This window comes from Desulfofarcimen acetoxidans DSM 771 (assembly GCF_000024205.1).
Lineage (GTDB): Bacteria > Bacillota > Desulfotomaculia > Desulfotomaculales > Desulfofarciminaceae > Desulfofarcimen > Desulfofarcimen acetoxidans.
On record NC_013216.1, the window covers coordinates 2,007,900 to 2,032,005 of the forward strand.

At 39.5% G+C, this 24,106-nt stretch carries 20 protein-coding genes and 3 pseudogenes; 19 read left to right on the plus strand and 4 right to left on the minus strand.

The genetic code is table 11. From position 1 onward, the window contains the following. Nucleotides 1-39: 39 nt before the first annotated feature. The 17 genes and pseudogenes from DTOX_RS21460 to DTOX_RS09385 all read left to right on the plus strand — a co-directional run bounded on the left by DTOX_RS21460 (nt 40) and on the right by DTOX_RS09385 (nt 18,386). Nucleotides 40-900, plus strand: a complete 861-nt coding sequence (locus tag DTOX_RS21460; protein WP_015757446.1) for a hypothetical protein — start codon at nt 40-42, stop codon at nt 898-900. Nucleotides 901-1,133: 233 nt separating this feature from the next. Next, nucleotides 1,134-2,936, plus strand: a complete 1,803-nt coding sequence (locus DTOX_RS09320) for a DUF4153 domain-containing protein (RefSeq protein ID WP_015757447.1) — start codon at nt 1,134-1,136, stop codon at nt 2,934-2,936. Nucleotides 2,937-3,069: 133 nt separating this feature from the next. Beyond that, a complete protein-coding gene (locus DTOX_RS25285) occupies nt 3,070-3,195 on the plus strand; it encodes a methyltransferase domain-containing protein (RefSeq protein WP_479690839.1) in 126 nt (41 codons plus the stop codon). A 48-nt stretch (nt 3,196-3,243) separates the two neighbouring features. Continuing rightward, nucleotides 3,244-4,932, plus strand: a pseudogene (gene ppsA, locus DTOX_RS09325) (phosphoenolpyruvate synthase); the annotation flags it as partial. A 308-nt stretch (nt 4,933-5,240) separates the two neighbouring features. Then, entirely contained in the window at nt 5,241-6,374 is a 1,134-nt protein-coding gene (locus DTOX_RS09330) for an IS630 family transposase (protein WP_015756644.1), read from the plus strand. Nucleotides 6,375-6,870: 496 nt separating this feature from the next. Beyond that, nucleotides 6,871-7,065, plus strand: a complete 195-nt coding sequence (locus tag DTOX_RS09335) for a flavodoxin family protein (RefSeq protein WP_015757449.1) — start codon at nt 6,871-6,873, stop codon at nt 7,063-7,065. A gap of 15 nt (nt 7,066-7,080) precedes the next feature. Next, entirely contained in the window at nt 7,081-7,302 is a 222-nt protein-coding gene (locus DTOX_RS09340) for an AbrB/MazE/SpoVT family DNA-binding domain-containing protein (protein ID WP_015757450.1), read from the plus strand. A 57-nt stretch (nt 7,303-7,359) separates the two neighbouring features. Continuing rightward, nucleotides 7,360-8,553: a M24 family metallopeptidase gene (locus DTOX_RS09345; protein ID WP_015757451.1), complete on the plus strand. Its 1,194-nt coding sequence runs from the start codon at nt 7,360-7,362 to the stop codon at nt 8,551-8,553. 123 nt (nt 8,554-8,676) lie between these two features. Next, the gene (locus DTOX_RS22145) at nt 8,677-8,838 is read left to right on the plus strand and encodes a DUF6125 family protein (RefSeq protein ID WP_242652580.1); all 162 of its coding nucleotides are present in this window, start codon (nt 8,677-8,679) and stop codon (nt 8,836-8,838) included. Between the two features lie 68 nt (nt 8,839-8,906). Continuing rightward, a complete protein-coding gene (locus DTOX_RS09350) occupies nt 8,907-9,884 on the plus strand; it encodes a CoA transferase subunit A (protein ID WP_015757452.1) in 978 nt (325 codons plus the stop codon). Further along, nucleotides 9,885-10,697 (plus strand): CoA-transferase subunit beta, encoded by an 813-nt coding sequence (locus DTOX_RS09355; protein WP_015757453.1) that lies wholly within the window; start codon nt 9,885-9,887, stop codon nt 10,695-10,697. It begins immediately after the preceding gene. Nucleotides 10,698-11,409: 712 nt separating this feature from the next. Next, the gene (locus DTOX_RS09360; RefSeq protein ID WP_015757454.1) at nt 11,410-11,961 is read left to right on the plus strand and encodes a cob(I)yrinic acid a,c-diamide adenosyltransferase; all 552 of its coding nucleotides are present in this window, start codon (nt 11,410-11,412) and stop codon (nt 11,959-11,961) included. 194 nt (nt 11,962-12,155) lie between these two features. Next, nucleotides 12,156-13,838, plus strand: coding sequence for a methylmalonyl-CoA mutase family protein (locus DTOX_RS09365; protein WP_015757455.1), 1,683 nt, complete (start codon nt 12,156-12,158; stop codon nt 13,836-13,838). A 107-nt stretch (nt 13,839-13,945) separates the two neighbouring features. Further along, nucleotides 13,946-14,350, plus strand: a complete 405-nt coding sequence (locus tag DTOX_RS09370) for a cobalamin B12-binding domain-containing protein (protein WP_015757456.1) — start codon at nt 13,946-13,948, stop codon at nt 14,348-14,350. Between the two features lie 5 nt (nt 14,351-14,355). Then, entirely contained in the window at nt 14,356-15,312 is a 957-nt protein-coding gene (meaB, locus tag DTOX_RS09375) for a methylmalonyl Co-A mutase-associated GTPase MeaB (RefSeq protein WP_015757457.1), read from the plus strand. A gap of 288 nt (nt 15,313-15,600) precedes the next feature. Next, complete coding sequence (locus tag DTOX_RS09380; protein WP_015757458.1) at nt 15,601-15,798, plus strand: hypothetical protein; 198 nt, start codon at nt 15,601-15,603, stop codon at nt 15,796-15,798. Nucleotides 15,799-16,253: 455 nt separating this feature from the next. Further along, nucleotides 16,254-18,386 (plus strand): sigma 54-interacting transcriptional regulator, encoded by a 2,133-nt coding sequence (locus tag DTOX_RS09385; RefSeq protein WP_015757459.1) that lies wholly within the window; start codon nt 16,254-16,256, stop codon nt 18,384-18,386. 494 nt (nt 18,387-18,880) lie between these two features. On the opposite strand, the gene DTOX_RS09390 is transcribed toward DTOX_RS09385, so the two are convergent. From DTOX_RS09390 to DTOX_RS09400, 3 genes are read right to left on the minus strand one after another with little or no spacing between them, the layout of a single operon-like run. Then, nucleotides 18,881-20,542, minus strand: a complete 1,662-nt coding sequence (locus DTOX_RS09390; protein WP_015757460.1) for a GMC family oxidoreductase — start codon at nt 20,540-20,542, stop codon at nt 18,881-18,883. Beyond that, nucleotides 20,526-21,128: a gluconate 2-dehydrogenase subunit 3 family protein gene (locus DTOX_RS09395; RefSeq protein ID WP_015757461.1), complete on the minus strand. Its 603-nt coding sequence runs from the start codon at nt 21,126-21,128 to the stop codon at nt 20,526-20,528. The genes DTOX_RS09390 and DTOX_RS09395 overlap by 17 nt, the downstream gene beginning before the upstream one ends. 4 nt (nt 21,129-21,132) lie before the next feature. Beyond that, entirely contained in the window at nt 21,133-21,525 is a 393-nt protein-coding gene (locus tag DTOX_RS09400; RefSeq protein ID WP_015757462.1) for a hypothetical protein, read from the minus strand. 184 nt (nt 21,526-21,709) lie between these two features. Here DTOX_RS09400 and DTOX_RS25290 point away from each other — a divergent pair. Together DTOX_RS25290 and DTOX_RS25295 are read left to right on the plus strand one after the other, a co-directional pair. Continuing rightward, nucleotides 21,710-21,847: pseudogene (locus tag DTOX_RS25290) on the plus strand (transposase); the annotation flags it as partial. After that, a pseudogene (locus DTOX_RS25295) lies at nt 21,845-22,451 on the plus strand (RtcB family protein); the annotation flags it as partial. The pseudogenes DTOX_RS25290 and DTOX_RS25295, both read left to right, overlap by 3 nt. A 39-nt stretch (nt 22,452-22,490) precedes the next feature. Here the strand turns inward: DTOX_RS25295 and DTOX_RS09415 are convergent. After that, complete coding sequence (locus tag DTOX_RS09415; RefSeq protein ID WP_015757463.1) at nt 22,491-24,098, minus strand: ATP-binding protein; 1,608 nt, start codon at nt 24,096-24,098, stop codon at nt 22,491-22,493. Between the last annotated feature and the right edge of the window lie 8 nt (nt 24,099-24,106).

Consider the following 24,106-nt stretch of genomic DNA (forward strand, 5'->3'; position numbering starts at 1 on the left):
TACTTGTAGTTTTTAGTAGGTTTTAGAAACCAGGAGAAAGTGATAAAAGAAAAAGCAGCTAGGTCTATTCCCATTTTTCTTATTAGGGTAATGATTATACATACTTTAACTTATTTTATTGCCGGAATACTAGCTTCAAACATTTTAGATTACAGATCTGTTTTTCATCTTCCTGTAATACATGATTACATGGTTGAATTTGGGGCGACATCTGTTTTCTGGGGATCATTTATCCAACCAATTAGGGGACTCGTAATAGGACTTGTTCTGATACCATTTCGTAGTTTTTTAGCTAATTGCAAGTACGGTTGGTTATATTTATGGTTAATTTTTGTTGGAATTGGAATTGTGTCTACACCGGCAGCAGCACCGAGTTCCATTGAAGGCATAGTATATACAAAGTTACCGCTCTGGTATCATTTCTTCGGATTGCCGGAAATTCTCACACAGACTCTTGCGTTCAGTGTTTTAGTATATTTATATATGCGTCACCCAACAGGAATAAGAGATGCCCTGCCGCGTATGTTTGGTGTAATATTACAGTCATTTGCAGGTGCATGTTTTACTTTTATTGGCTATGCTGTTGTTTCCATTATATTTGCTATTGCCCGAAACGCTGAAATAAACGCAGAGGCTAATATGAGTCTAAAGGTACAGGGACTATTTGTTGCTCCGTTTATATGTAATTTTGTAATTATAACATTACTAAATCTTGATAATTATCTAAGAGAAGTAAAACCCATAATTATTTTTCTTATTATTTTTCTTATCAATGCAATATTAGTGGCGGCTTATCAACAGATTTTTTGGGATGGTGCCAATATCGCTTATGCAATTATTACGCCTATTTTACCTGCGTGGATAACCACTGTTATTTCTTCGAAAAAAATGAGTAAATGAATATATTACTAAGATAGCTAAATATTTTCATATTAAGGGTTAAGATTAAATTTTGAACAGATAAAGAAACATTTTAAACAGGTTAAAACCAGAAGGTATTCAAACAGAAACTATTAGGTGAATTAGTAGAGTATATAAGAAGTCAAGAATTGATCTGGATTTTAAGGTGTCGGATCACGCTCGGCCACGGTAAAGGGACGCATAAATAACTAGCGAAATTAGGGGGATAAAGAATGAATAGTTTATACGAAGCTATCATTAAAATGATGCAGGGATTTTCCAAGGCGATCCTGCGCTTTCCACTAACCGTATTTTGTTTGATCTGTGCCACGATATTGACCTGCTACATGATCTCTCTACATAAATCTCCCGATTTAACTATACAAAAGTTGATGTTTGCCTTCCTGTTCGGTTCCTTCCTGGGGGTGACCGCTCAGTTCGCCTGTGAGCGCTTCTGGCACCTGGCCATAACGCGCCTGGTCGTTTATGCACTATCCGTGCTACTCATCCTGGGTTATTATCTAATTATATCTCCGGTACCGGCAATAGACTACGGGGTGAGGACCCGCACTTCGGTTGCGATATTCTCATTGTTCTGCGTTTTCATCTGGTTGCCCTCCTTCCAGGGCAAATTCGATTTTAACAGCGTGGCTCTGATTCACTTCAAATCGGCCTTCACATCTATACTCTACGCTGGTGTACTGGCATCCGGTTTGGCGGCAATCATTGGGGCTATCAACATCTTGCTCTTTAAGGTTAACAGCGATTGGTACGGCTATATGATGGCTATCGTTTGGATTCTTTTTGCTACTATTTATTACTTATCGCTCTTACCGCACTTCGACTCAGAGTCGGAGACCGATCATGCTTATGCTGGGGAGGCAAGCCACTACCCTCGCTTCCTGGAGATCCTGGTTTCATATATAGCCGTATCCCTAGTTGCCGCCTATACGCTGGTGCTGTTTGCCTATTTCATAAAAATCGGCTTCACCATGAAATGGCCTTCTGGCCAACTGGGACCAATGATCCTAGCCTATTCCGCAGCTGGACTCGTTATTTACGTACTGGCTAGTCGACTGAAAAACCGCTTAGCAGTCCTATACCAGCTTATTTTCCCGAAGGTGCTAATCCCGGTAGTGATCATGCAGCTCATCTCGGTGTATATCCGTTTGAATGCCTACGGAGTCACCGAATCCCGCTATTATGTGGCGCTGTTTGGAATCTTCTCTATAGTTGTAGGTATAGTGCTTTCCTTTAGGCCGGTGGTGAAAAACAGCATCATCGCCCTATTTGGAGCCGGATTTGCCATATTATCGGTTATACCGCCGGTGGATGCCTTCACCGTGTCTCGGGTCAGTCAGATAAACCGGCTGGAAAACATGTTGCAGGCAGCCAGTGTTTTAGTAGACGGGAAGATCAGTCCTAAGATCGACGCCGACATAACCCTGCGGCTGGAAACCACCAGCATCTTGAACTATCTGGAGAGGCGCAGCTATCTAAAGGCAGTGGCCTGGCTGCCAGAGGACTTTGAGATCAATAAAAGTATGAAAAGGACCTTTGGTTATGAACCCGCCTATGAGCATATGAGCGGGACTATTGACAATTTCTTCGCTGACCTGAACATGCAGAAGCCGCTAAACATCGACGGTTATGACGTTATGCTTCAGGCTGGTGCCTATCGGGGCATGGATCTAAAAGAAAACACCGACTATGACTTCGAAGTACGTGGCTTCCAATACCGACTCATGCTTGAACGCCTGTCGCCCCAGGAAGTCCGGGTATCAGTTCACAATCTTTCGGGAACTGAGCTGGTGTCCACTGGCTTGTATGATTTTGCCGCCTCGCTCACCGGTGTCAGCAAAAGGCCCAAGGAAGCTCTAGGCGCGGAAGAACTAACACTGGATGCTGAGGGCAACGGCTGTAAGTTGCGTATTATCTTCCAGAACATCAACATCACCTATGGAACTGGCGCAGATGCCGGGGCTGATTATAATATGTTCATCTTAATTGCCACCCCGTCTTTAGCAAAAAATTAATAAAAGTTTTTCAAATTTCAAAGGGTTTTGTCGGTAAACGGTTATATGCTGCAGACAAAAAGTGTTGTTTGCCATAGCAGAAATACAACATACTTAGAACGGGTTGAAATGATTAAGAAATCGGGTACTGGATCTGGGTTGCGGGTCGGGTCTTTATGCCGAGCGTCTGGTGATAGCAGGAGTACAGGTAGTAGGGATAGATCAGTCGGAGGCAGTTCTGGTCTATGCCATGAAACAGGCAGAAAAAAGAATTTGCTAATCGAGTACAGGTACATGAACTTTTTAGAGTTAAATGGTATCTGGTTGATTATACCCCATCCCTGAAGCAAATGAGCAAGAAAATCATGTTTATGTATCTGTCGGTCATCAGCAAATGATGACTGACCCAATGAAACCATTGGGAATGTCTTTATTCCAGTTAACATCCTTTGGACCCAGGTTTAAAGCTGGTGGAAGGTTATTTGTTGATGTTACACAGATGCTGGCTTCACCTGGCAGCAGAGAAACTTTATTAGATACCATGGGACAACATGATCCACTCATAAAAGACGCACTCATAACCATAATAGATCGAAGAGATTTCATAAAATCGTTACCAAATGATAAGAAAGATCAGAGTCCCAGTAAAAGCAATAAAGGTATGCCGTCTTCAGGTTTTCATACACAAATCGAAAGTGATCCGGCAATTGTTTCTGATTTGATTAAGAATAGTCAAACATCAATAGAAGAGTTAAAACAAGACATCCAAACGAAATCAGGACCGGATTTATTTGATTTTATTCTGGAAGATATCCGGGAGTTAAAGAAGATTTTATTTGACCCACAAAGTTCACGTGTGTTTATGGCTGCTATAGAAGCTTCATCATGGATCAATGAAAAAATGAACCTGTGGTTAGGTGAAAAAAACGCATCGGATACTCTTTCTCAATCTGTACCAAACAATATTACTTCGGAAATGGGTCTGGCGCTGCTTAATGTTGCAGATGTGATTCGTCCTTATTCAGAAGTAATTGATTATTTACAAAATGTAAAAGATGATAACTTTTTGGCTGAATTGGTTAAGTTTAATGGTGGTCAGGAAACCCAGGACGCTATCTATGCTTATCTCAACAAATACGGAATGCGCTGTTCCGGCGAAATTGATATTACCAAAACTCGTTGGAGTGAAAAACCAGCGATACTTGTTCCCATGATTCTTAGCAACATCAGAAACTTTGAGCCTAATGCCAGCCAGAGGAAATTTGAGCAAGGACGAGAGGAAGCTTTGCAAAAAGAACAAGAGTTATTAGATCGCTTGAAGCAATTACCGGATGGTGAGCAAAAAGCCAAAGAAACAAAACGAATGATCGACCTAATCCGAAATTTCATCGGTTATCGTGAATACCCAAAATATGGCATGATAAGCCGCTACTTCGTTTATAAGCAGGCTTTGCTGAAAGAAGCTGAGCGACTTGTTCAATCCAACATTATTCATGAAAAAGAAGATATATACTATCTCACTTTTGAAGAACTTCGCGAAGTCGTGCGCACAGATAAGCTTGATTACCAGATCATCAACAAACGAAAAGACGAATACAAATTATATGAAAAACTAACTCCCCCACGTGTTATCACGTCTGATGGTGAAATCATTGCAGGGGAGTATAAACGGGAAAATCTCCCGGCTGAAGCTATTGTAGGTCTACCTGTTTCTTCCGGAGTTATAGAGGGACGAGCACGTGTCATTTTAAACATGGAAGATGATGATCTAGAAGATGGAGATATATTAGTCACTTCCTTTACTGATCCTAGTTGGACAACATTATTTGTATCCATAAAAGGCCTAGTCACCGAAGTTGGTGGACTGATGACCCATGGAGCAGTTATCGCGCGTGAGTATGGTTTACCAGCAGTTGTCGGAATAGAAAACGCTACCAAACTGATAAAAGATGGGCAACGAATTCGAGTGCATGGAACAGAAGGGTATGTAGAAATCCTATATACTTGCCAGTCCTGAAGCTGAGTAAATGCATAAAACACGAATATTCAGGAAAAAACAACCCTCAAACGGCGGCAAGCTTTTTGTCTGGTTGTCGGTTATTGAAAATACCGGGGATTAATGAGCACTTAGAGCAATAAAGTTGCTGCAATATAACAACGGATAACTCAAATGCGCAACATAGAAATTGAACCCAACTGTTGGCGCCTTGCAACAGGTTTAAGTATACTGAAGGGTCTAGTAGAGCAATTCTTAATTATCATTGAACCACAAATCGGCATGGTATATAATTTCCTATAATACATAACAGGTGGGGAGACCAAACTATGCCATTCATAAGTCAAAGAGCAAAATTAGATTTGACAACAGAAGAAATAAATAGATTAGAAAAAATTATACATTCAAGAACAGAAAGTGTGAGTCATATTGAACGGGCTAAAATGTTTCTCTTGTATCATCAAGGAGAAACAATAGCTTCAATTGGTAGAATATTAGAGACTAACCGTGCAAAAGTAGAACGACATATAGATAAAATTTTACAATTTGGCTTAGATATAGCACTCAATGATCTTCCTCGTTCAGGCAGGCCGGATACAATAACCAAAGAAGATAAAGCGTGGCTTGTTTCTCTTGCTTGCCAAAAACCTAAGGAATTTGGATATAGCTATGAATTATGGACAACAGATTTATTAGCCAAACATGCACGAAATCATTGTGTAGAAAATGGCCATCCAACCCTGCAAAATCTAGCAAAAGGTACAGTATCAAAAATACTTTCAGCAAACAAAGTTAAGCCACATAAAATTAAATATTACTTGGAAAAAAGGGATCCAGAATTTGAACAAAAAATGGCTAACGTGTTATATGTCTATAAAGAAGTTGAAATGGTATCAAAAAATGATGAACAATCAATGTATGCTTATATATCATATGATGAAAAACCCGGTATTCAAGCTATAGAAAATATTGCTCCGGATCTTTCTCCTTCTCCTGGAACGTATTCATGTCTTGCTCGTGATTATGAATATGTTCGCCATGGTACACTTAGTCTCATGGCCGGTATTGATTTGGTAACAGGTCATATCTTAGCTCAAGTAGAAGACCGCCATCGTAGTATTGAGTTTGTAGAGTTTCTAAAAATGATAAGTGAGTACTACAAAGATATAGAGAAAATAGTAATTATATTGGACAACCACTCCGCTCATATTTCAAAAGAAACAAGGGCTTATCTTAGTACTGTCCCAAATCGTTTTGAATTTGTTTTTACACCAAAACATGGATCCTGGTTGAACTTAATTGAATCATTTTTTGGCAAAATGGCTAAATCAATGCTGAGGGCTATTAGGGTAAAAACTAAAGAAGAATTAAAAGATAGAATTTACAAATATATAAAAGAAATTAATGATTGTCCTACTGTTTACCGCTGGAAGTACAAAATGGATGATATTGAAATAATTTAAATTATTAGTAGAAATTATATTATTTAACTAGCTTATTGATATGTTAATTAGGAATCGTTCTACTAGTTTGATGAACTAGACCCTTTTTTTTGTGAAAAAATTATAAGATATGGATATTAAATGAATAGACATATAAAGACACAGGCAGTATTAAATGTTCTGCTGCAAAGCCGCAACAGTCATAACAAAACAATAGCGGTGCGGTAATACAACATTTACTTAAAAAAGTGTAGTTATTATTTAATAAAAGAATATCTAGACATAGCTATTTAAGCATAGTTGTTAATAAATAAGGTAGTGGCATAGATGTTGCATATATGTTGCCTATAATGATAAAATAATTGCTTTAATACCAAATTGTTTTCTTATCAAGATTAACATAACTTAAGTTTGGCTTAAAAATCTTCCGGGTATAGGCACAGGTATAACAAGGACTAATGGGTTCTTAAAAGAGGTTAATGTTGTGAAAAAATAATGAATGAGGAGGAAATGATACGTGAAAATTGCTGGTATCAACGGCAGTCACCGCAGAGGTAAAAACACAGCTATTATGCTTCAAGCAGTACTGGACGAGGCAGCTATTCTCGGTGCCGAAACAGAATTATTAGAATTAACTGATTATAATATTAAGTTTTGCCTGTCCTGGAGTGCAATTGTTCCCGGAAGACTTGAACCCAATCAACTTAAATAGAATGGAGTGGATAAAATGGCAACAACAATAAGTATTACAATTGATGATTTTGGTCAAATACTGCTTCCGCTGGAAGTTAACAAACAACTTAATCTGCAGAATAACGATTCTCTAAAAGTAAGCATTAAATCAAATCAGATAGTAATTACCCCTTCTAAATCCTGGTTAGATGAGGAGCTGGATGAGGGTTTGCTTAAGACTCTTCTTCATGAGGGTATCTTGATAGACGTTGAATAGTTCATCGAATAATTAAGAATTCGAAATTGATAACTTTTAATGGGAGGTCATAAGAAAATGGAAATAAAATTAACTCCGAAGTCGGAGATAGAACTAAGAACTGCCAGGCTCCAAGAAAAACTAACCCAACAGGCGTTAGACGGAGCTATTATTTTACTTAACAGTGATATGTTTTACTTTACCGGTACCGTACAGACCTCATATTTGTATGTACCTGCCAGTGGTGAGCCGGTATTGATGATCAAAAAGAGTTTATCACGTGGTAAGGCTGAATCGCCTCTAAAAAATATTGTGCCAATTAAAAGTCCCAAGGAGATTCCGGGAATTCTTGCTGAATTTACTTATACCAGCTTTAACCGAATCGGCATGGCGTTAGATGTACTGCCGGTGAATCTTTTTAATAGATACCAAAAGATTTTCCCTAATACGCAATTTTGTGATATTTCACCTGCAATTAAGGAAATACGTTCAATTAAATCGCCCTATGAAGTAGAACTTCTTCGCGACGCCCTAAGTGTCATAGATAAAGCGCATTTGGCTGTACCTTCATTTTTACGTGAAGGAATGATGGAGATTGAGTTGGCTGCGCTCTTTGAAGCTGAGATGCGTAAACGAGGTTATTCAGGCTGTTGTAAAATGAGGGCATTTAATCAAGATTTATTTTTAGGGAACACCCTCTCCGGAAGCAGTGGTTGTGCGCCGAGTTTTTTCGACGGGCCGGTTGGCGGGAACGGTGTTGCTGTAACCCATCCCCATGGTGCCAGTTGGAAAAAGATTAATCGTAATGAAGCTGTTTATATTGATTATACTTGTGTGGTTCATGGTTATACAGGCGACCAAACCAGGATATTCTGCATCGGTGAACTCACTCCTCAGATGGTCAAAGCCTTTGAAGCTGCAGTATTTATTGAAGCAGAAATAATCAAGGCGATTAAACCGGGAACTCCTGCAGAGGAACCTTATTTGCTGGCTTTAAAGTTAACTGAAGAAATGGGTTATAAAGATAGTTTTATGGGCTATCAGGATGATAAGGTTAAATTTATTGGACATGGTATAGGATTAGAGTTAGATGAATTTCCCATCTTAGCCAAAGGGCTCAAAACCCCTATCCTGCCGGGGATGACTTTTGCTCTTGAACCTAAATTTGTATTTCCCGAGGGTGCTATAGGTACTGAAAACAGTTTTGTTATGACGGAGAAGGGCCCTGAGTTCTTAAGCAGTACGCCTAACGTTATTACCTATATTAAGTAGTTATAAAATAGTACAACATATCGTTTTTATATGCTTAAGCTAGTAGTCTGTAGATGATTTGTTCAAAACTTTGACTTTTGCAGTAGAAGCAGTTATTGCTGCGGGGAGTAGAATGCATAGGGTTTGGAGGATTACCCCTGTAAGTCAGCCGGCCTGGTTGAATACAAGCAATTTGCCAGATCAGTAGATTCCAGGATTAAGACGGAATGTATTGGTTGCCCACTCGATGCTCATCCGGAAGAATGGTTCTGTGCCTGGCGCTTTACCCTGGTAGAGGAATCTTAATTATTACTGGATAAAAATGAAGAAGTGCAATTATTTATAGCAACAGGAAAAAGGGGGTTTGTCCTAAATTGGGTAAAATAAATAAAATTACACTTAAAGAAGCTGCCGGGCTAATCAATGACGGTGATTTACTTGCTTTTAGTGGATTTACTATCTGGCGTCGCCCGGTGGCATTATGTTATGAAATTATTCGCCAGGGGAAAAAGGATCTGCATCTATTTGAGGTGCAAGGTGGTTTTCACAGTGACATGCTTATAGGAGCAGGGTGTGTTAAGATATGGGAAGGTAGCTTTATGGGACAGGAATTATTGGGCAAGGTTGGTGTTAATTTATCCCGCAAGCAAGTAGCCGGGGAGATTATTACCGATGATTTTAGCCATGGACATGCAGTTGGCAGGATTCAGGCGGGCGCTATAAATGTACCCTTTTTCCCGACTGCTCTGGCCATGGGCAGTGACATATTAAACCCGGAATATGACGGCTTGGCCAGAGCCGGGCTGAGAGATGGGTCTAATCCTAAGATAGCCAGTAAGAAGTACGAAATTGTTAAGGATCCGTTTTTTGATATGGGCGAATTATTATTAATGCCGGCGGTTAAACCCGACATATCGATTGTATATGCTCCGATGGTCGGAAACGAGGGGACTGTACGGGTATTATCTCAAAGTTATAATGATTCGGACGTAATTAAGGCATCGGATAAGATAATAGTTATATGTGAAGAAATTGTCCCCGATAGTTATTTGCGCCAGGATCCCACTAAAAATCTGGCCAGTGGTTATGAAATTGATTACGTGGTAGAGTGTCCCTGGTCAGCCCACCCAACGGGTTCACAGTCTTATTATGATTGTGATGCAGATTTTTTACGGGATTTTAATGCTAAAACACGTACCCAAGAAGGTTTTGATCAATGGGCACAGGAATGGATATTTGGTGTAAACAGCCAGGAAGAATACCTCGAAAAACTAGGTGTGGCCCGCCTGGAAAAATTGAGGGCCAGTGTTGCTTTAGGCTACTCAACCAGAGTAAAAAGGGGGACCAGATAAATGAGTGCAAGTAACGAATATGCAAAAACAGGAGAATTTCAGCCAATAGATTTATTAGCTGCTGCGGCTGCCCGGGAAGTATTTGACGGAGACGTTGTATTTGCTGGTACCGGTCTTCCTATGCTGGCTATAACTCTGGCCCAATATGAACATGCACCCAATTCAGTGTGTATTTATGAAGCCGGTAGTATTGATGGAAGGCCTATTGATCTTCCTACTTCCGTAGGTGATGCGCGTTGTGCTTTTCAGGGTTCCAAGGCCGGGGGGTTGTATGAAACCTTTTATGGACAATTACACGCCGGCTATGTAGATTTAGGTTTTCTGGGCGGGGCTGAGATAGACAAGTATGGTAATGTTAATACTACAGTTATTGGAGATTATAATAGCCCCAAGATCCGGTTTACCGGTAGTGGCGGGAATGCAGATATAAATTCTTTTGCCAAAAGAACAGTCTTCATCATGGTTCAGGAAAAACGGCGCTTTAAAGAGGAAGTAGATTATATCACTTCACCCGGCTGGAGAATTAAAAAATGGCCCAGCGGAGAATGGGCTCATAAAAAGGATATCTATGGAGGATTCTACCATGGTGGCCCCGTAGCAGTTATTACTAATATGGCTGTTTTTCGTTTCGATGAAGAAGGAATAATGTATCTGGATACAGTGCATCCCGGATTTACCGTAGAAGATATAAAAAATAATGTGAGTTTTGATCTAAATGTTTCTCGCGTAAGTGGCGAAACTAAGCCACCGACTTATCATCAACTTGACTTGCTTTATAATAAAGTTGACCCGGAAGGAATTTTCCTCAAGTAGATAGCAAAAATCCCTGTCGGCTACCGGCAGGGATTTTAGTTTTTCAGACCATTGGACCTCGATATATCTGGCCATTAAAAGTTGGTGCTGCTAAGACGGGTGTACTGGCCTGCACTCCGCCAGTCACTTCGATTGGCTGCCACAGCACACCTTACACTGTGCTGAATAGTTGCAAAGTTACTTTTAAATTTAATTTATAGAGAGCGGCCACAGCTTGCTCAAGATAACGGCAGGTAGCAATAAACCTGTTGCAATATAGCAACAGCTAATTCAAATGTGCAACATAGAAATTGAAGCAAGTTGTTGTTATATTGCAATAGGTTTAAGTGTAAAAGAAGGAAATACTTGGATGAATCATCCTCATCTTTCGTGAAAAATATGAGAAAAGAATGCTGAAGGAATAAACCTGCTAAGATGCAGGCAGAAATACATCTCTGTTGCAAAGCTGCAACAGTCAGCGCACGGCAACGGCGTTGCGGTAATACAACATTTGTTGGATAAAGTTTTATTAAAGTGATATTCAGACATAGCTATTTAGCCATAATCAATAATTATTAGATACTGGCATTAATGTTGCTTATATATAGGGTAAAGATACGAAATTAATTTGATCTCAAATTGATTTCCAGCATAAAAACTAATAGATATGAAAGCTCCCCACCTTAAGTATGGGTCTTCTGATGTGGGAAGATAAAAAAAGGAGGTAAAAAAGTTGGGTGTGATGGAATCTACTGCTAGCATAGCCAAACGTGGTCTAGTTATGTTGATTACTGGTAACGGCAAAGGTAAAACAACATCATCCTTTGGTCAGGCCTTACGAGCTATTGGACAGGGTTATAGTGTATGTATACTTCAGTTCATGAAGGGACGAAAATACGGAGAAGTTATAGCCGGAGAAAAGTATCTCCCTGGTCTTAGAATTTATCAATTTGGTCTTGATAGTTTTGTCATGCGGAACAATCCTGCACCTGTAGACGTGGAGATGGCCCGGCAGGGTTTGGAAAAAGCTAAAGAGATAATTGCCAGTGGAGAATACAACATGGTCATTTTGGATGAAATTAATGTGGCTGTTGATTTTAAGCTTATTCCAGAGGAAGAAGTGCTAAATATGGTTAAAAACAAGCCGGCTGAGTTAGACCTATTATTAAGCGGGCGGTATGCTTCAGATAAGTTGAAAGAAATAGCTGATTTAGTAAGTGAAGTTAACGAAATTAAACATCATTATAATGCCGGTATTAAAGATAGGGCAGGGATTGAGTACTAGTACTGCAAGTCTCTTGTATAATCAGTCAGTTAAGCTTTAAGTAGTTTTCCATGGATAATCTTATGGAAAATTATTAGCTAAATGTTCGCAATAATACGAATTAATTTGGTCATAAATGTCTCAAATACTGTTTTGACTTAAATCTTAAAAAAGACGACGTATTGAATGTTGAATCAATTAGGAGGGAATAACTTTTGATTACTGAAGATTTAGTAAAAAAGTCAAGTGGATTAAGACAAAAATGGGAAGATGAAGTTAAAAAAATAGTTGCTAAACACTCTGACCAAAAAGAAAATTGGACCACGGTTTCTGATTTAGGTATCAAGAGAATATATGGTCCAGAGGACATTAAAGATATGGATTTTGAGAGGGATATAGCTTATCCGGGACAATATCCATATTTGAGAGGCTGCCAGCCAACCGGTTATCGTGGAAAATACTGGACCTTTAGAATGTTTTCCGGCATGGGTACAGCTGTCGAAACTAACAAGCGCTGGCATTACCTGTTAGCTACCGGACAGACCGGTCTGAGTACAGCTTTTGATTTCCCAACGCTTATGGGTTATGATACTGATTCTCCCAAAGCCAAGGGTGAGTGTGGAAAAGTTGGGGTAGCTATTGATACTATCGAAGATTTTAGAGATTTGATTCAAGGGATTCCTTTGGATAAAATAACCACCTCGATGACAATTAATCCTCCTGCTACTATATTATGGGCCATGTACATTGCCTGTGCGCAGCAGCAGGGAATTCCCCTCAATAAAATCGGCGGTACCATTCAAAATGATATGTTAAAAGAATTTATTGCCCAGAAAACCTTTATGTGCCCGCCTGAGCCGTCAGTAAAATTAATCAGCGATACCATTGAGTTTGGTACCAAATATGTTCCTAAATGGAATACCGTTAGCATCAGCGGCTATCACATCAGAGAAGCCGGATCAACCGCTGTACAGGAACTGGCCTTCACTTTAAGAGATGGTATGGAATATGTAGAGGATGTTATTAGACGTAAAGGCTTGCAGGTTGATGAATTTGCTCCCAGATTATCCTTCTTCTTTAACGCACATATTGATTTCTTTGAAGAAATTGCTAAGTTAAGAGCTGCACGCAGGATCTGGTCTAAAGCAATGCGTGAACGTTATGGTGCTAAGGACCCTCGTTCCTTGTGGATGAGATTCCATACCCAGACTGCCGGTTGTTCACTTACTGCCCAGCAGCCCTACAACAACGTGGTTAGGACTGCTATTGAAGCACTGGCCGGTGTTCTCGGCGGTACTCAGTCACTGCACACCAACTCACTGGACGAGGTTCTGTGCCTGCCTTCAGACCATGCAGTGCAAATTGCTTTACGGACCCAGCAGATTATCGCTGAAGAAACAGGTGTTGCAAACACTATTGACCCGTTGGCCGGTTCATATTTCGTAGAAGCGCTGACTAATGAAATGGAAGAAAAAGCTTGGGAATACATTCATAAGATCGACGATATGGGTGGTATGGTTGCCGCTATCGAAAAAGGCTTCCCTCAGTTGGAAATTTCCGATGCCTCCTATAAATTCCAAAAGCAAATCGATGCTCAGGAGAAAATCATGATCGGTGTAAACAAGTACGTTCAGGAGGATGAACAAGTTGACATTCCTATAGTGGAAATTGATGACTCTATTGAAGCTGAACAATTAAAGCGTCTAGCCGAGGTTAAGAGAAAGCGTGACGGCCGTAAAGTGGCCGAAACACTTAAAGATATCGCCGTTGCTTGTAAAAAAGGCGAAAATGTTATGCCTTATTGTATTGAGGCAGTTAAAAACTATGCTACTGTTCAGGAAATCTGTGATGTTTACAGAGAAGTTTATGGTGAGTATCGCGACCCTGGCATTTACTAAGACAAACATACTGGACTGGATAGCTTCTCATAAGTTTTGTACTAAGAACTATCACTGCTTAAGAAGTAGAAATAGTTTTTTCGCTAAAATTGAAGGAGGTAAGTGTGATGGCAGAAAGAAAAATTCGTATACTGCTGGCTAAACCCGGGCTTGATGGTCATGATCGTGGGGCTAAGGTGTTAGCCAGATGCTTCCGTGATGCTGGTTTTGAGGTAATTTATACCGGTTGTCACCAGACTCCAGAGCAAATAGCTGCTGCTGCTATTCAGGAAGACGTTGATGTTGTGGGCTTAAGCTGTTTATCAGGTGCACATAACTACCTATTCCCTCAAGTAGTCCAGCTTTTGAAGGGTGAAGGTGCCGATGATATAATGGTAATAGGTGGAGGTATTATACCGGAACAAGATATGCAGGCTCTATATGATGCAGGACTAAAATCTATTTTTACACCGGGAGCCACTCTTGACTCACTGGTGAAATGGATTAATACAAATGTAACTCCAAGGGCGTGAGTACTATGAAAGAACTAGGTCAAAAAGTTTTGGCGGGAGACGTGCGTTCGGCCTCCCGGCTCATAAGAAATCTGGAAGACCAAATACCCGGTAGCCATATTGCCATGCAGCAAATTTTCACTAAAACCGGTAATTCCCATGTCATAGGCATTACCGGGGCACCGGGAGCCGGTAAAAGCACCCTTACAGATGAACTTGTTTTTTCATATCGCAAAAAAAACAAGACTGTAGGAGTGCTGGCAGTTGATCCCACCAGCCCCTTTACCGGGGGAGCACTGTTGGGAGATAGAATCCGTATGCTGCGACATGCTGAGGATAAAGGAGTATTTTTGCGGAGCCTGGCCACCAGAGGTTCCATGGGTGGTATATCCAAGGCTGTGGGAGAGGCTATTCATGTCATGGATGCTATGGGCAAAGACTCCATAATAGTCGAAACTGTTGGTGTGGGGCAGCAAGAGGTAGAAATTATTAATCATGCCCATACTGTAATAGTTGTTCTGGTACCTGGTATGGGGGATGAAATACAGGCTCTCAAAGCCGGTTTAATGGAGATAGCAGATATCTTTGTCATTAATAAGGCAGATCGTGACGGTGCCGGAAAGTTATATAAGGAAGTCTCGAACATGGTTCACATGTCTAATGATGCAAAGGGCTGGGAGATACCTGTATTACTGGTGGAAAGCGTGCTTGAACCTAAAAAATTCGCTGAGAGTGTGGTAGTCTTATGCGATAAGATAGAAGAACATTACCGCTACCTGGTTGATAATGATCTTTTATCTGAGCGTATGCGCCGTAAGACAAATGCTGAAATTAATGAAGCACTGTGGGGAGCTATACTGCAGCCGGTATTAAACGACCTGGGTGCGGATGGAGAAATAGAAAAGATGGTTGATAAGTTGTTGAAGAAAGAAACAGATCCATATAGTCTTGCAGCGGAAGTAGCCGCCAGGTATAAAAAATAAGATCTGAACGTACAGCTACCGGTGATAAGGATAAATTATATCTTTAGCTTCTAATATAGTTAGGGTTGTATAAAACACCTGTCCTTTCTGAGTTAATTTTGGTGTTGTTTGCCTTTGTGATGTAAGAAAGGCAGGTGGTTTTACATTACCTGGATACAAGCAGGGGAAAGTTCCTATTGAATGTTTATTTGTAGATTAATGCCATGCTTTTTGTGTGCGTTATAGTTATTGCATGAAACTTGCAAATCCCCGCCAATATCATTACATTAGCAATAAAGGAGAAATATTATGAAAATATTAAAAGAATCTGTTATTATTCCGCTTGGCCGCATGTTTTTTATACCTAAGGAAGGTGACCTGAAAGCAGAGGATTTAATTATTGAAACTGCCGGTAAATACAGAGTAATTGATAAGCCCGATTGTATTGCAGTGCAAAATGACGACTGCTGCAATAGTATTAAGGTTACTATCAAAATTAAAGATTGAACATAAGGTAAAAGCTCAAATTAATAATAAAAGCCTGGCACTCCCCACACTAGAGGATATTCATTTTACATATTACCAAGAGACTGTTTCAAAAATAGATTTTATATTTTATGATATCAATATATAGCATCTGAATTTAAAGTATGAACCCATATTTTGAGGTTGACATCTCAAAAAAAAATTTTAAAACACACTCATAGCAGAGACTGCTTAAAAAGTCCCTTAGATTGACAAGTGCGAAAGATATATATAGTATAATCATAATTATTTGTATATATAAAGGAAAATAACGCCTGTTTGTCGAATATAGACCTCAAAAAGGTTGAATTAACCGATAAATGCCGCTCAGATAGTAAGTATATGTTCAATATGATGACCCTTTTAGTGATAGTTAGCGAAAAATGATTTTGTATTATGAGGTTTTAAATCGGTCTCTAATAAGGAAGTGACATCGAATGAAGGTTCGGGAAATTATGACCCCTGATCCCTTAACTATAAGTCCCAGTCATAAGGTTTGTGAGGTAGTAAACATTTTTATAGAAAATAAGATAGATGGTGCCCCGGTATTAGAAAACGGTAAATTAGTAGGTCTTTTTACCAAGAGTCATATTTATCGTGCGATAAGTAAGGGCATAGATATGAATACAAAGGTTGAAGCCTTAATGACCCGGGAGATTCTCACGGGCTATCCTGATGATGAGTTTGGTGACGTAGTAAATGCTACGGTACCCCGGTTGCCTGTTGTTGATGAAAAGGGGCGGGTAGTGGGGATAATTACCCGCGGCGATATTGCAAAAGCATTCTTTAATTCATATCGCAACATTTCTCTGGAACTTGATACGATTATGAATTCGACTCATAATGCGATTGTTTCGGTTGATGAAAAAGGCATAATCAAGGTTTGGAATTTGTCAGCAGCCAGATTACTAGGTATTGAGGCAGAAGCTGCTACCGGGAAAAATATATTAGATGTACTTTCTACCAGTAATCTAATGGATGTAATTGAGACCGGAAAAGTTGAGACTTTAAAGAAAGTGAAACTTAATGACCGTTACTTTATATCCAACCGTTCTCCGATCAAAAAGGATGGTAAGATTATTGGTGCCGTAGCGGTGCTTCAGGATATATCTGAGCTGGATAAAATGTCTAAGGAACTATGTTATGTGAAGGAATTGAATGAGGAACTGGATGCCATAGTCGAATCATCTTTTGATGGACTGTTTATAACCGACGGTAAAGGAATTATTTTACGTTACAATAAGGCCTTTGAACTGCTGACAGGTATCGATGCCCATGAATACCTGGGGTTAAGTGTGGAGGATATTAGAAGGGATGGTATTATCTCTGAACCTGTAACCTGCCATGTCTTGGAGGAGAAGAAATCAATTACGATTATGCAAACAAGTAAAACCGGTAAGCTTACTCTGACGACGGGAAACCCGGTAATTGATGCCAACGGAGAAATAATCAGAGTTGTTTGTAATGTAAGAGATATCACTGAACTAAATCTATTAAAACACAAGCTGAAAAAAGCGCAAGGGCTAAGCCAGCACTATGAAAACCAGCTTCGTACTTTGAAGTTACGGTATGATAATTCTGAAAATCTAGTCGTTACTTCTGCCAAGATGAGGAACCTGCTGGACATGGTGGTAAGATTAGCCTCAGTTGACTCCACTGTTTTAATCACCGGTGAATCTGGTACCGGTAAGGAACTAATTGCCGAGATAATTCATAGTAATAGTTCACGCCGGGATAAGCCATTTATTAAGGTGAACTGTGGTGCTATTCCTGAGAATTTACTGGAATCAGAGTTGTTTGGCTATGATGGCGGGGCCTTTACCGGGGCCAAGAAAGAGGGCAAATCAGGATATATTGAATTGGCTTCCGGGGGTACTTTATTCCTGGATGAGATTGGTGAAATGCCGCTAAATTTACAGGTCAAGATGCTGCGGTTTTTACAAAACAAAGAAATTATCCGGGTCGGCGGAACAAATTATATAAATGTTGATGTGCGCATTGTAACGGCTACAAACAGGAACCTTTTAGAAATGGTGCAGCAAAAACAGTTTCGCGAGGATCTTTATTATCGATTGAATGTAGTGCCTGTGCATATACCGCCGCTGCGTGACAGGAAGGATGATATACCCCCGTTGGCAGCGCATTTCATAGAGGTATTTAACCACAAATACAAAAAGAATAAAAAGATATCTCCAGGAGTAGTTGATATTCTCATGCAATATGACTGGCCCGGCAATATCAGAGAATTGGAAAACCTTATCGAGAGAATGGTTGTTACTACCATGGATGATATAATCACCAGTGAGGATTTACCTTCCTATCTGCGGGATAAAGTAGGGATTAGTTCTTCATATATTATTGTTTCGGGGATAGTGCCTTTAAGAGATGCTGTAGAAAGTGTTGAGAAGCAGCTATTGGAAAGAGCCTATGCTAAGTATCGAACTACCAGACAGATGGCTAAGGAATTAAAAGTTGATGCCTCTACTGTTGTCAGAAAAGCGGCAAAATATTGTATTTTTAGAGATTCTGTACTTACTAGCTTGCTTGCGGAAAACCAAATTGGAAACTAAAATAAAGATATAGTTTACCGTATTTATATGTGGATGAAAAATATTTGTAATTATTTAGCCACAAATAAAAGTTGGTACTGTTAATACGGGCGCACTGTGGTAGCCCCATTCTATTCCGGGCTGCGTGCAGGACGGTTCTAAGGCAATCTTTGGACCGAAATAAGAGCCCCTCGATGCGCATAATATATTGATTGCCTTATTACAGCTTTTGTTTTACTGAAGCTTTTGTCTATTAATATAGTGATGGTATGTGCTGTTGGGGCTCTAAGTTCGGTTACCCAAAGTTTGTCTAAGAGCCGTTATCCTTGCACTACGCCAGTCACTTCGCATGGCTACCACAGCACACCTTAGACCTTGCTGAATAGTTGCAAATATTTAATAATAATAAAATTAATGGTAAAAACTGATGCTATTATTTATAGGGAAAGGCGGGAGAGGCAATTGAAAGAACCTATATTAATATCTATTTTTTATATTGCAACTATTTTATGTCATTATGTCATGGAGGAAGTTTTTCTCATTCCATACTGACCGTCCTTTTTTGCCTCTTCAATGATATAATCCGCTGTCCTAGCGGCGATAGCCATAACCGTTTCTGTAGGATTACACCCACCGGAGGTCACAAAAACAGCAGCACTGCAAATATAAAGGTTAGGAATATCATGGCTGCGGCAAAATCCGTCTACCACAGAAGTAGATGAGTTATTACCCATTCGACAGGTGCCCATTAGGTGACCGGTATCAGGAATCACAAAGGCAGGTTTACCACCGGTAGCCTCCAATATTTCATTAGCTTTTTGCACCCCGTGAACGATTAATTTATTGTCATTCTCACCGTAACTAAAAGTAATTATAGGTCTAGGTATCCCATACTCATCTTTTTCGTTGCTTAATGTTACAGAATTATTGTTATCAGGAAGCACTTCTCCTACCATGGTAATCTGAGCGTAAAAATTATAGTCTCGCATGATGTCGTATAGTTTCTCGCCCCAAATATCAGCCTTAGAGACTAGATTTTTAGCCAGACCCAGAGGCCTGGAGCCATGGGCATTAAGGGTATATCCTTTAACAAAGCCCCTTGATTTATCAGTTTCATAAAATTCCTGGGATACTGCCATCACAGGCGTTCCCTTATAGATACGTACCTCATCGTGGAATTTTGCATATATATCATGCCCGGTATGGGTCATCAACGCTTTACCTACCATACCGCTGCTGTTAGCAAGTCCGTTTGGAAACATGGGGCAGGCTGAATGTAATAATAGTCTTGGTGTTTCAATACAAAAGGCCGAGATTATAGTTATCTTGGCTTTTTGGAAATATTCCTTATCATCATGGATAAAGGTAACTCCCGTTACTCTACCGCTTTTATCTACAACAACTTGTGTAACCATACAATCACTAAGCACCTCAGCCCCGTGTCCTATGGCTTTAGGTATATAATGAATCAAAGTACTGAACTTAGCGTTGGGCAAACAACCTTGATTACAAAATCCTCTGTTAATGCAAGGTGGACGTCCGTCAAAAGGGGCTGATAGTATGGCCAAAGGAGCCACTGCACTTCTTATGCCCAGCTTTTCACAACCTCTTCGAAACAGTTCAGAGTTAGCACTGATAGGTTCCCGTTCCGGGTAGGGGTATGGTCCTTGAAAAGGACCCCAGGGGAAATGCTTGGGACCTGATACCGCTATATCTTTTTCAATTTTTTCATAATATGGTTCGAGATCCTTATATGTAATTGGCCAATCGTCGGCTACACCATCCATAGTTCTTAGTTGAAAATCACTCTCGTGAAAACGGTAAAATACACCGGTAAAATGAACTGTACCTCCGCCTACCCCGCGTCCCGAATTGTTATGTCCCATTGCCAGTGGGTTATTGCCTGCAACTAATCTAGTATCATTCCAGGCCAAGCTGTGCATGGACAACTCATCACTGGCAAAATCAGTTTGCGGGTTCCAAAAAGGTCCTGCCTCAATGACAACCACTTTAAAGCCGGCTTGACTTAGTTCGTAAGCCAACACTCCTCCGGCAGCACCTGCACCGACAATACATATATCAGCTTCTTCACCATATTTTCGTTTATCCAAATGGTCATACCTGTTACCGTCGTAATGATCACAGTTATGCTGCACAAAATCATGCTTCGTTGGCATCTCTCTTAGCCTCCCATGGGTCAGTTAGTCCTGTTTCTACTCGCACATAGCCACGGGGATAGGCCGGGCCACCGTACCCAATTTCAGACCAGACAGTTGGATGGGAATAATAAGCACTTACAATTTCCGTGGCCAGCTTTTTAAATAACTCCTTTTGTGGAATGCTTTGCCACTCCATCTGCATCGCTTCACCCTTGCTCAAGGCAGTTAATACGGAAAGTTGTTGCTGCTTATTAATTTCCAAAAAGGAAACCCCGTATTGCTTTTGGGCAAATTTATCAACGGCTTTTAATCCCTGACGAACCAAGATTTTATGTTCCGGTATACCCACCTTGCGCTGGTTTTCACCGATGGGGGAGGCTAATGTGTTATCCAGGTTGTGGACAACATAAAGCAATATTTCTTTTCTTTCATCATAAACAATGTGTTCGGCTATAGCCAAAATCATTTTCGTTTCGTGTTCACTTAGAAATTTGTATTCAATAAATGGCCCTAGCCGTTTTAATACTATCTCACGGGTATGATCATCCCAGTGCTCTTTTTCCTTTAGCACATTATAATTGATATACCTTGTTCTTTCCTGCATCTTATTACCTCCAGTATAGGGCAATTAAACCCAGGATACTCATAGCAGCTACCATGATAGGCAATGTCAGTGGGGGGCCAACAAGAAAGTTTTGTGATTCGCCGTAACCACCAACCCGTTGACCTATGCCGCTAAAATGTAGAGCAGAACCGACTACCCCTAAAAGTATACCCAAAAAAAATAATATTGCCAGTAAGTTTCGTAATTGAGGTAGATTATAAAGGGATAATGCGATAGATAAAATTCCAATTACCGGTCCCCCTACCACTGGTCCATACATAGCCCAATGTCTGAAATTTTGTCTGTAATGAAATATGGTTACCTGTAAAGAAATCATTAGAAGAGCAAGACCGGTAAATAGTAAAATAACGCGGGTAATAGGCCAACCGTTCCACATATAAAACCCTCCTACTTACTTCAGTTTATATTGTTTTAGTTATACTCAGAGATAAGAATATCCAACGTTTGTTAAAATATAAATTATTGGCGGGTCATGGTTTAATATGGGCTATTTAGATTGGAACTATACCTGGTTATGAGATTATTGTTTTTTAAAACCGAGCAGTCACTCAGTCCTCTTAATTACATATCATCCGGTTTTGGTAGTAAAATACCTCAGAAAAGTTATAAATGATACAATCGCAAACCGTATAAAGGAAATTGGTAGGTGTATTGCCCCAAAATATAATATTAGCTTCATGGGATATAACCATGACAAGAGAAAAGAAATTCAGAAAGCATTAAAAGAATTAGAAAAGAAATATGCCAGTTTACATCCTTCTTATCCAAAGGGATTATGTTTTGTATATGGTGAGTGGCGAGAAAAGTATTTGTATGATATGAATATTTGTTAATAATGATTAAATTTAAATATATTTTCCATTGGGGATATTATCATAATAAGTTGTTAGGTGAAAAATTAAGTATATTTAATCACTTTCAAACAATTCACAACTATATTAACTTAAAAGATAATATTATTCGTAGGGGTGCTATCTCTGCTTATGAGGGGGAAAAGTTTTAATCCCTATTAATATGCGTGATGGTAGTATTATTGGTATCGGCAAAGGGAATCCTGATTGGAATTATTCTGCTCCTCGTGGTGGTAGATTAATGAGTAGAAGTAAAGCTAAAGAATCTGTAATGCTGGATGAATTTCAAGAATCAATGAAAGGTATTTATACAACATCAGTTAGTATGTCTACATTGGAGGAATCCCCTATGGCCTATAAACCAATTAAAGAAATTATTAATAACATTGAGGACGCAGTTGAAATAATTGATATAATCAAACCCATTTACAACTTTAAAGCAAGTGAGTAAAGCTACAGCGAATACCCCTTATGCGGGGTTGCATATAAATTATTTGTTATCTAAACTGGAAGCTTTAAACCTTACCTCAAAAGTGGTTCCTGTAGAATCGGTTTTTATATTAATTCTAGCATTATGCCTTGCAGCAATACGGTAACATACCGCTAGTCCCAAGCCGGTTCCCTGCTCCTTGGTAGTAAAAAAAGGGGTGCCTATCATGGCCATTATCTCGGATTTAATTCCTTCACCCTGATCTCCCACTGCCAATATCACAGTATCATTTTCTATATATGTACTGATAGTTAAAGTTTTGCCGGGAGACATTGCCTCTAAGCCGTTGCGCACCAAATTAAGAATAAGTTGACGAATTTCTTTTTCATCCAGGTATAAATTAGGGATCTCAGATAGTTCTATTTTAACAGTAGTATCATAAAGTACGGCATGAGCTATTATTAAGGGCTGTAAAATTTCTACCACTGAATTAATATTATTCATAATTAAATCTAGAGGACGATCTTTAGCTAAGGAGAGAAATTCTGTTATAATTGAATTAGCCCTGTCCAATTCTTCAATCATAAGATTAAAATAATCATTATACTTCTTACAGTCTTCTTTTTTTTGAAGTAGCTGCAGAAACCCCCGTACAGTTGTCATAGGATTTCTTACTTCATGACTGATACTGGCAGCCATTTCTCCCACCAGGTTTAACCTGTCCAGACGGGCTATCTCCTGCTCCATTTTAACTTTATCAGTAATATCCCGTCCGTATTTAATAACCCCTTTAATCTCTCCGGTATTCATATCTATAAAAGGATGACTATGAACTTCAAACCAGCCTTTAATCTCGCCTTTAGAATTCTTTAAGGTAATGATACCACTTGCAGATTTACCTGTTTCTAAAACACGTTTTCCGGGACAGTTTTTACAAATTTGCTCTAGATCGTGGAATGCATAGTAACATTTTTCCCCAATAAGCTGTTTTGTATCATATAAACGATTCAGTACCGGATTTACCTTTAAAATATTGTATTGATTATCAATAACACAAAGATTATCTCTTATGCTTTCAAAAACTCCGCTTGAAAAACGCTCACTCTCAGACAGTGCTAATTGTGCTCGCTTACGCTTATGAACTTCCTCTATAAGTTCACCTGTTTTTTGATTCAACTGGTCAAGATATTGATTACTGGATATAGCAATAGATATCATAACACCTATTTGCTTAAGTAGCTGCTGTTTTTCTTCCGATATATCACGAACTTTTGTATCATAAAGAATATAAGTACCCAAAGCCCTTCCTTTACTTAAAAGAGGTACCCAAGTAATAGTTTGAATATTATTGGTACGAATAATCTCATGCCAGGGAACCAGACGCTCTTCAGACAAGGGATTCTGCACTATAACAATTTTACACTTTTTTATTGCTTCTCCCGAGGGACTGGACAAAACAGGTACATTCACCTGATTAATTGTCTGAGGATAGTTATTGGGCAAGTTATATGAAGCGAAAATAAACCCTTTTCCCTGACTGTCTACATCAATAACCGAACCATATGAGTATCCTAATTCATCACAAATTACCCGCAGTAAATTCCGAACATAATCCTTGGGAGGAGAGAGAATGTCTATTTCAGTGATGGCTTTATATAATTCTTCCATATCCACTA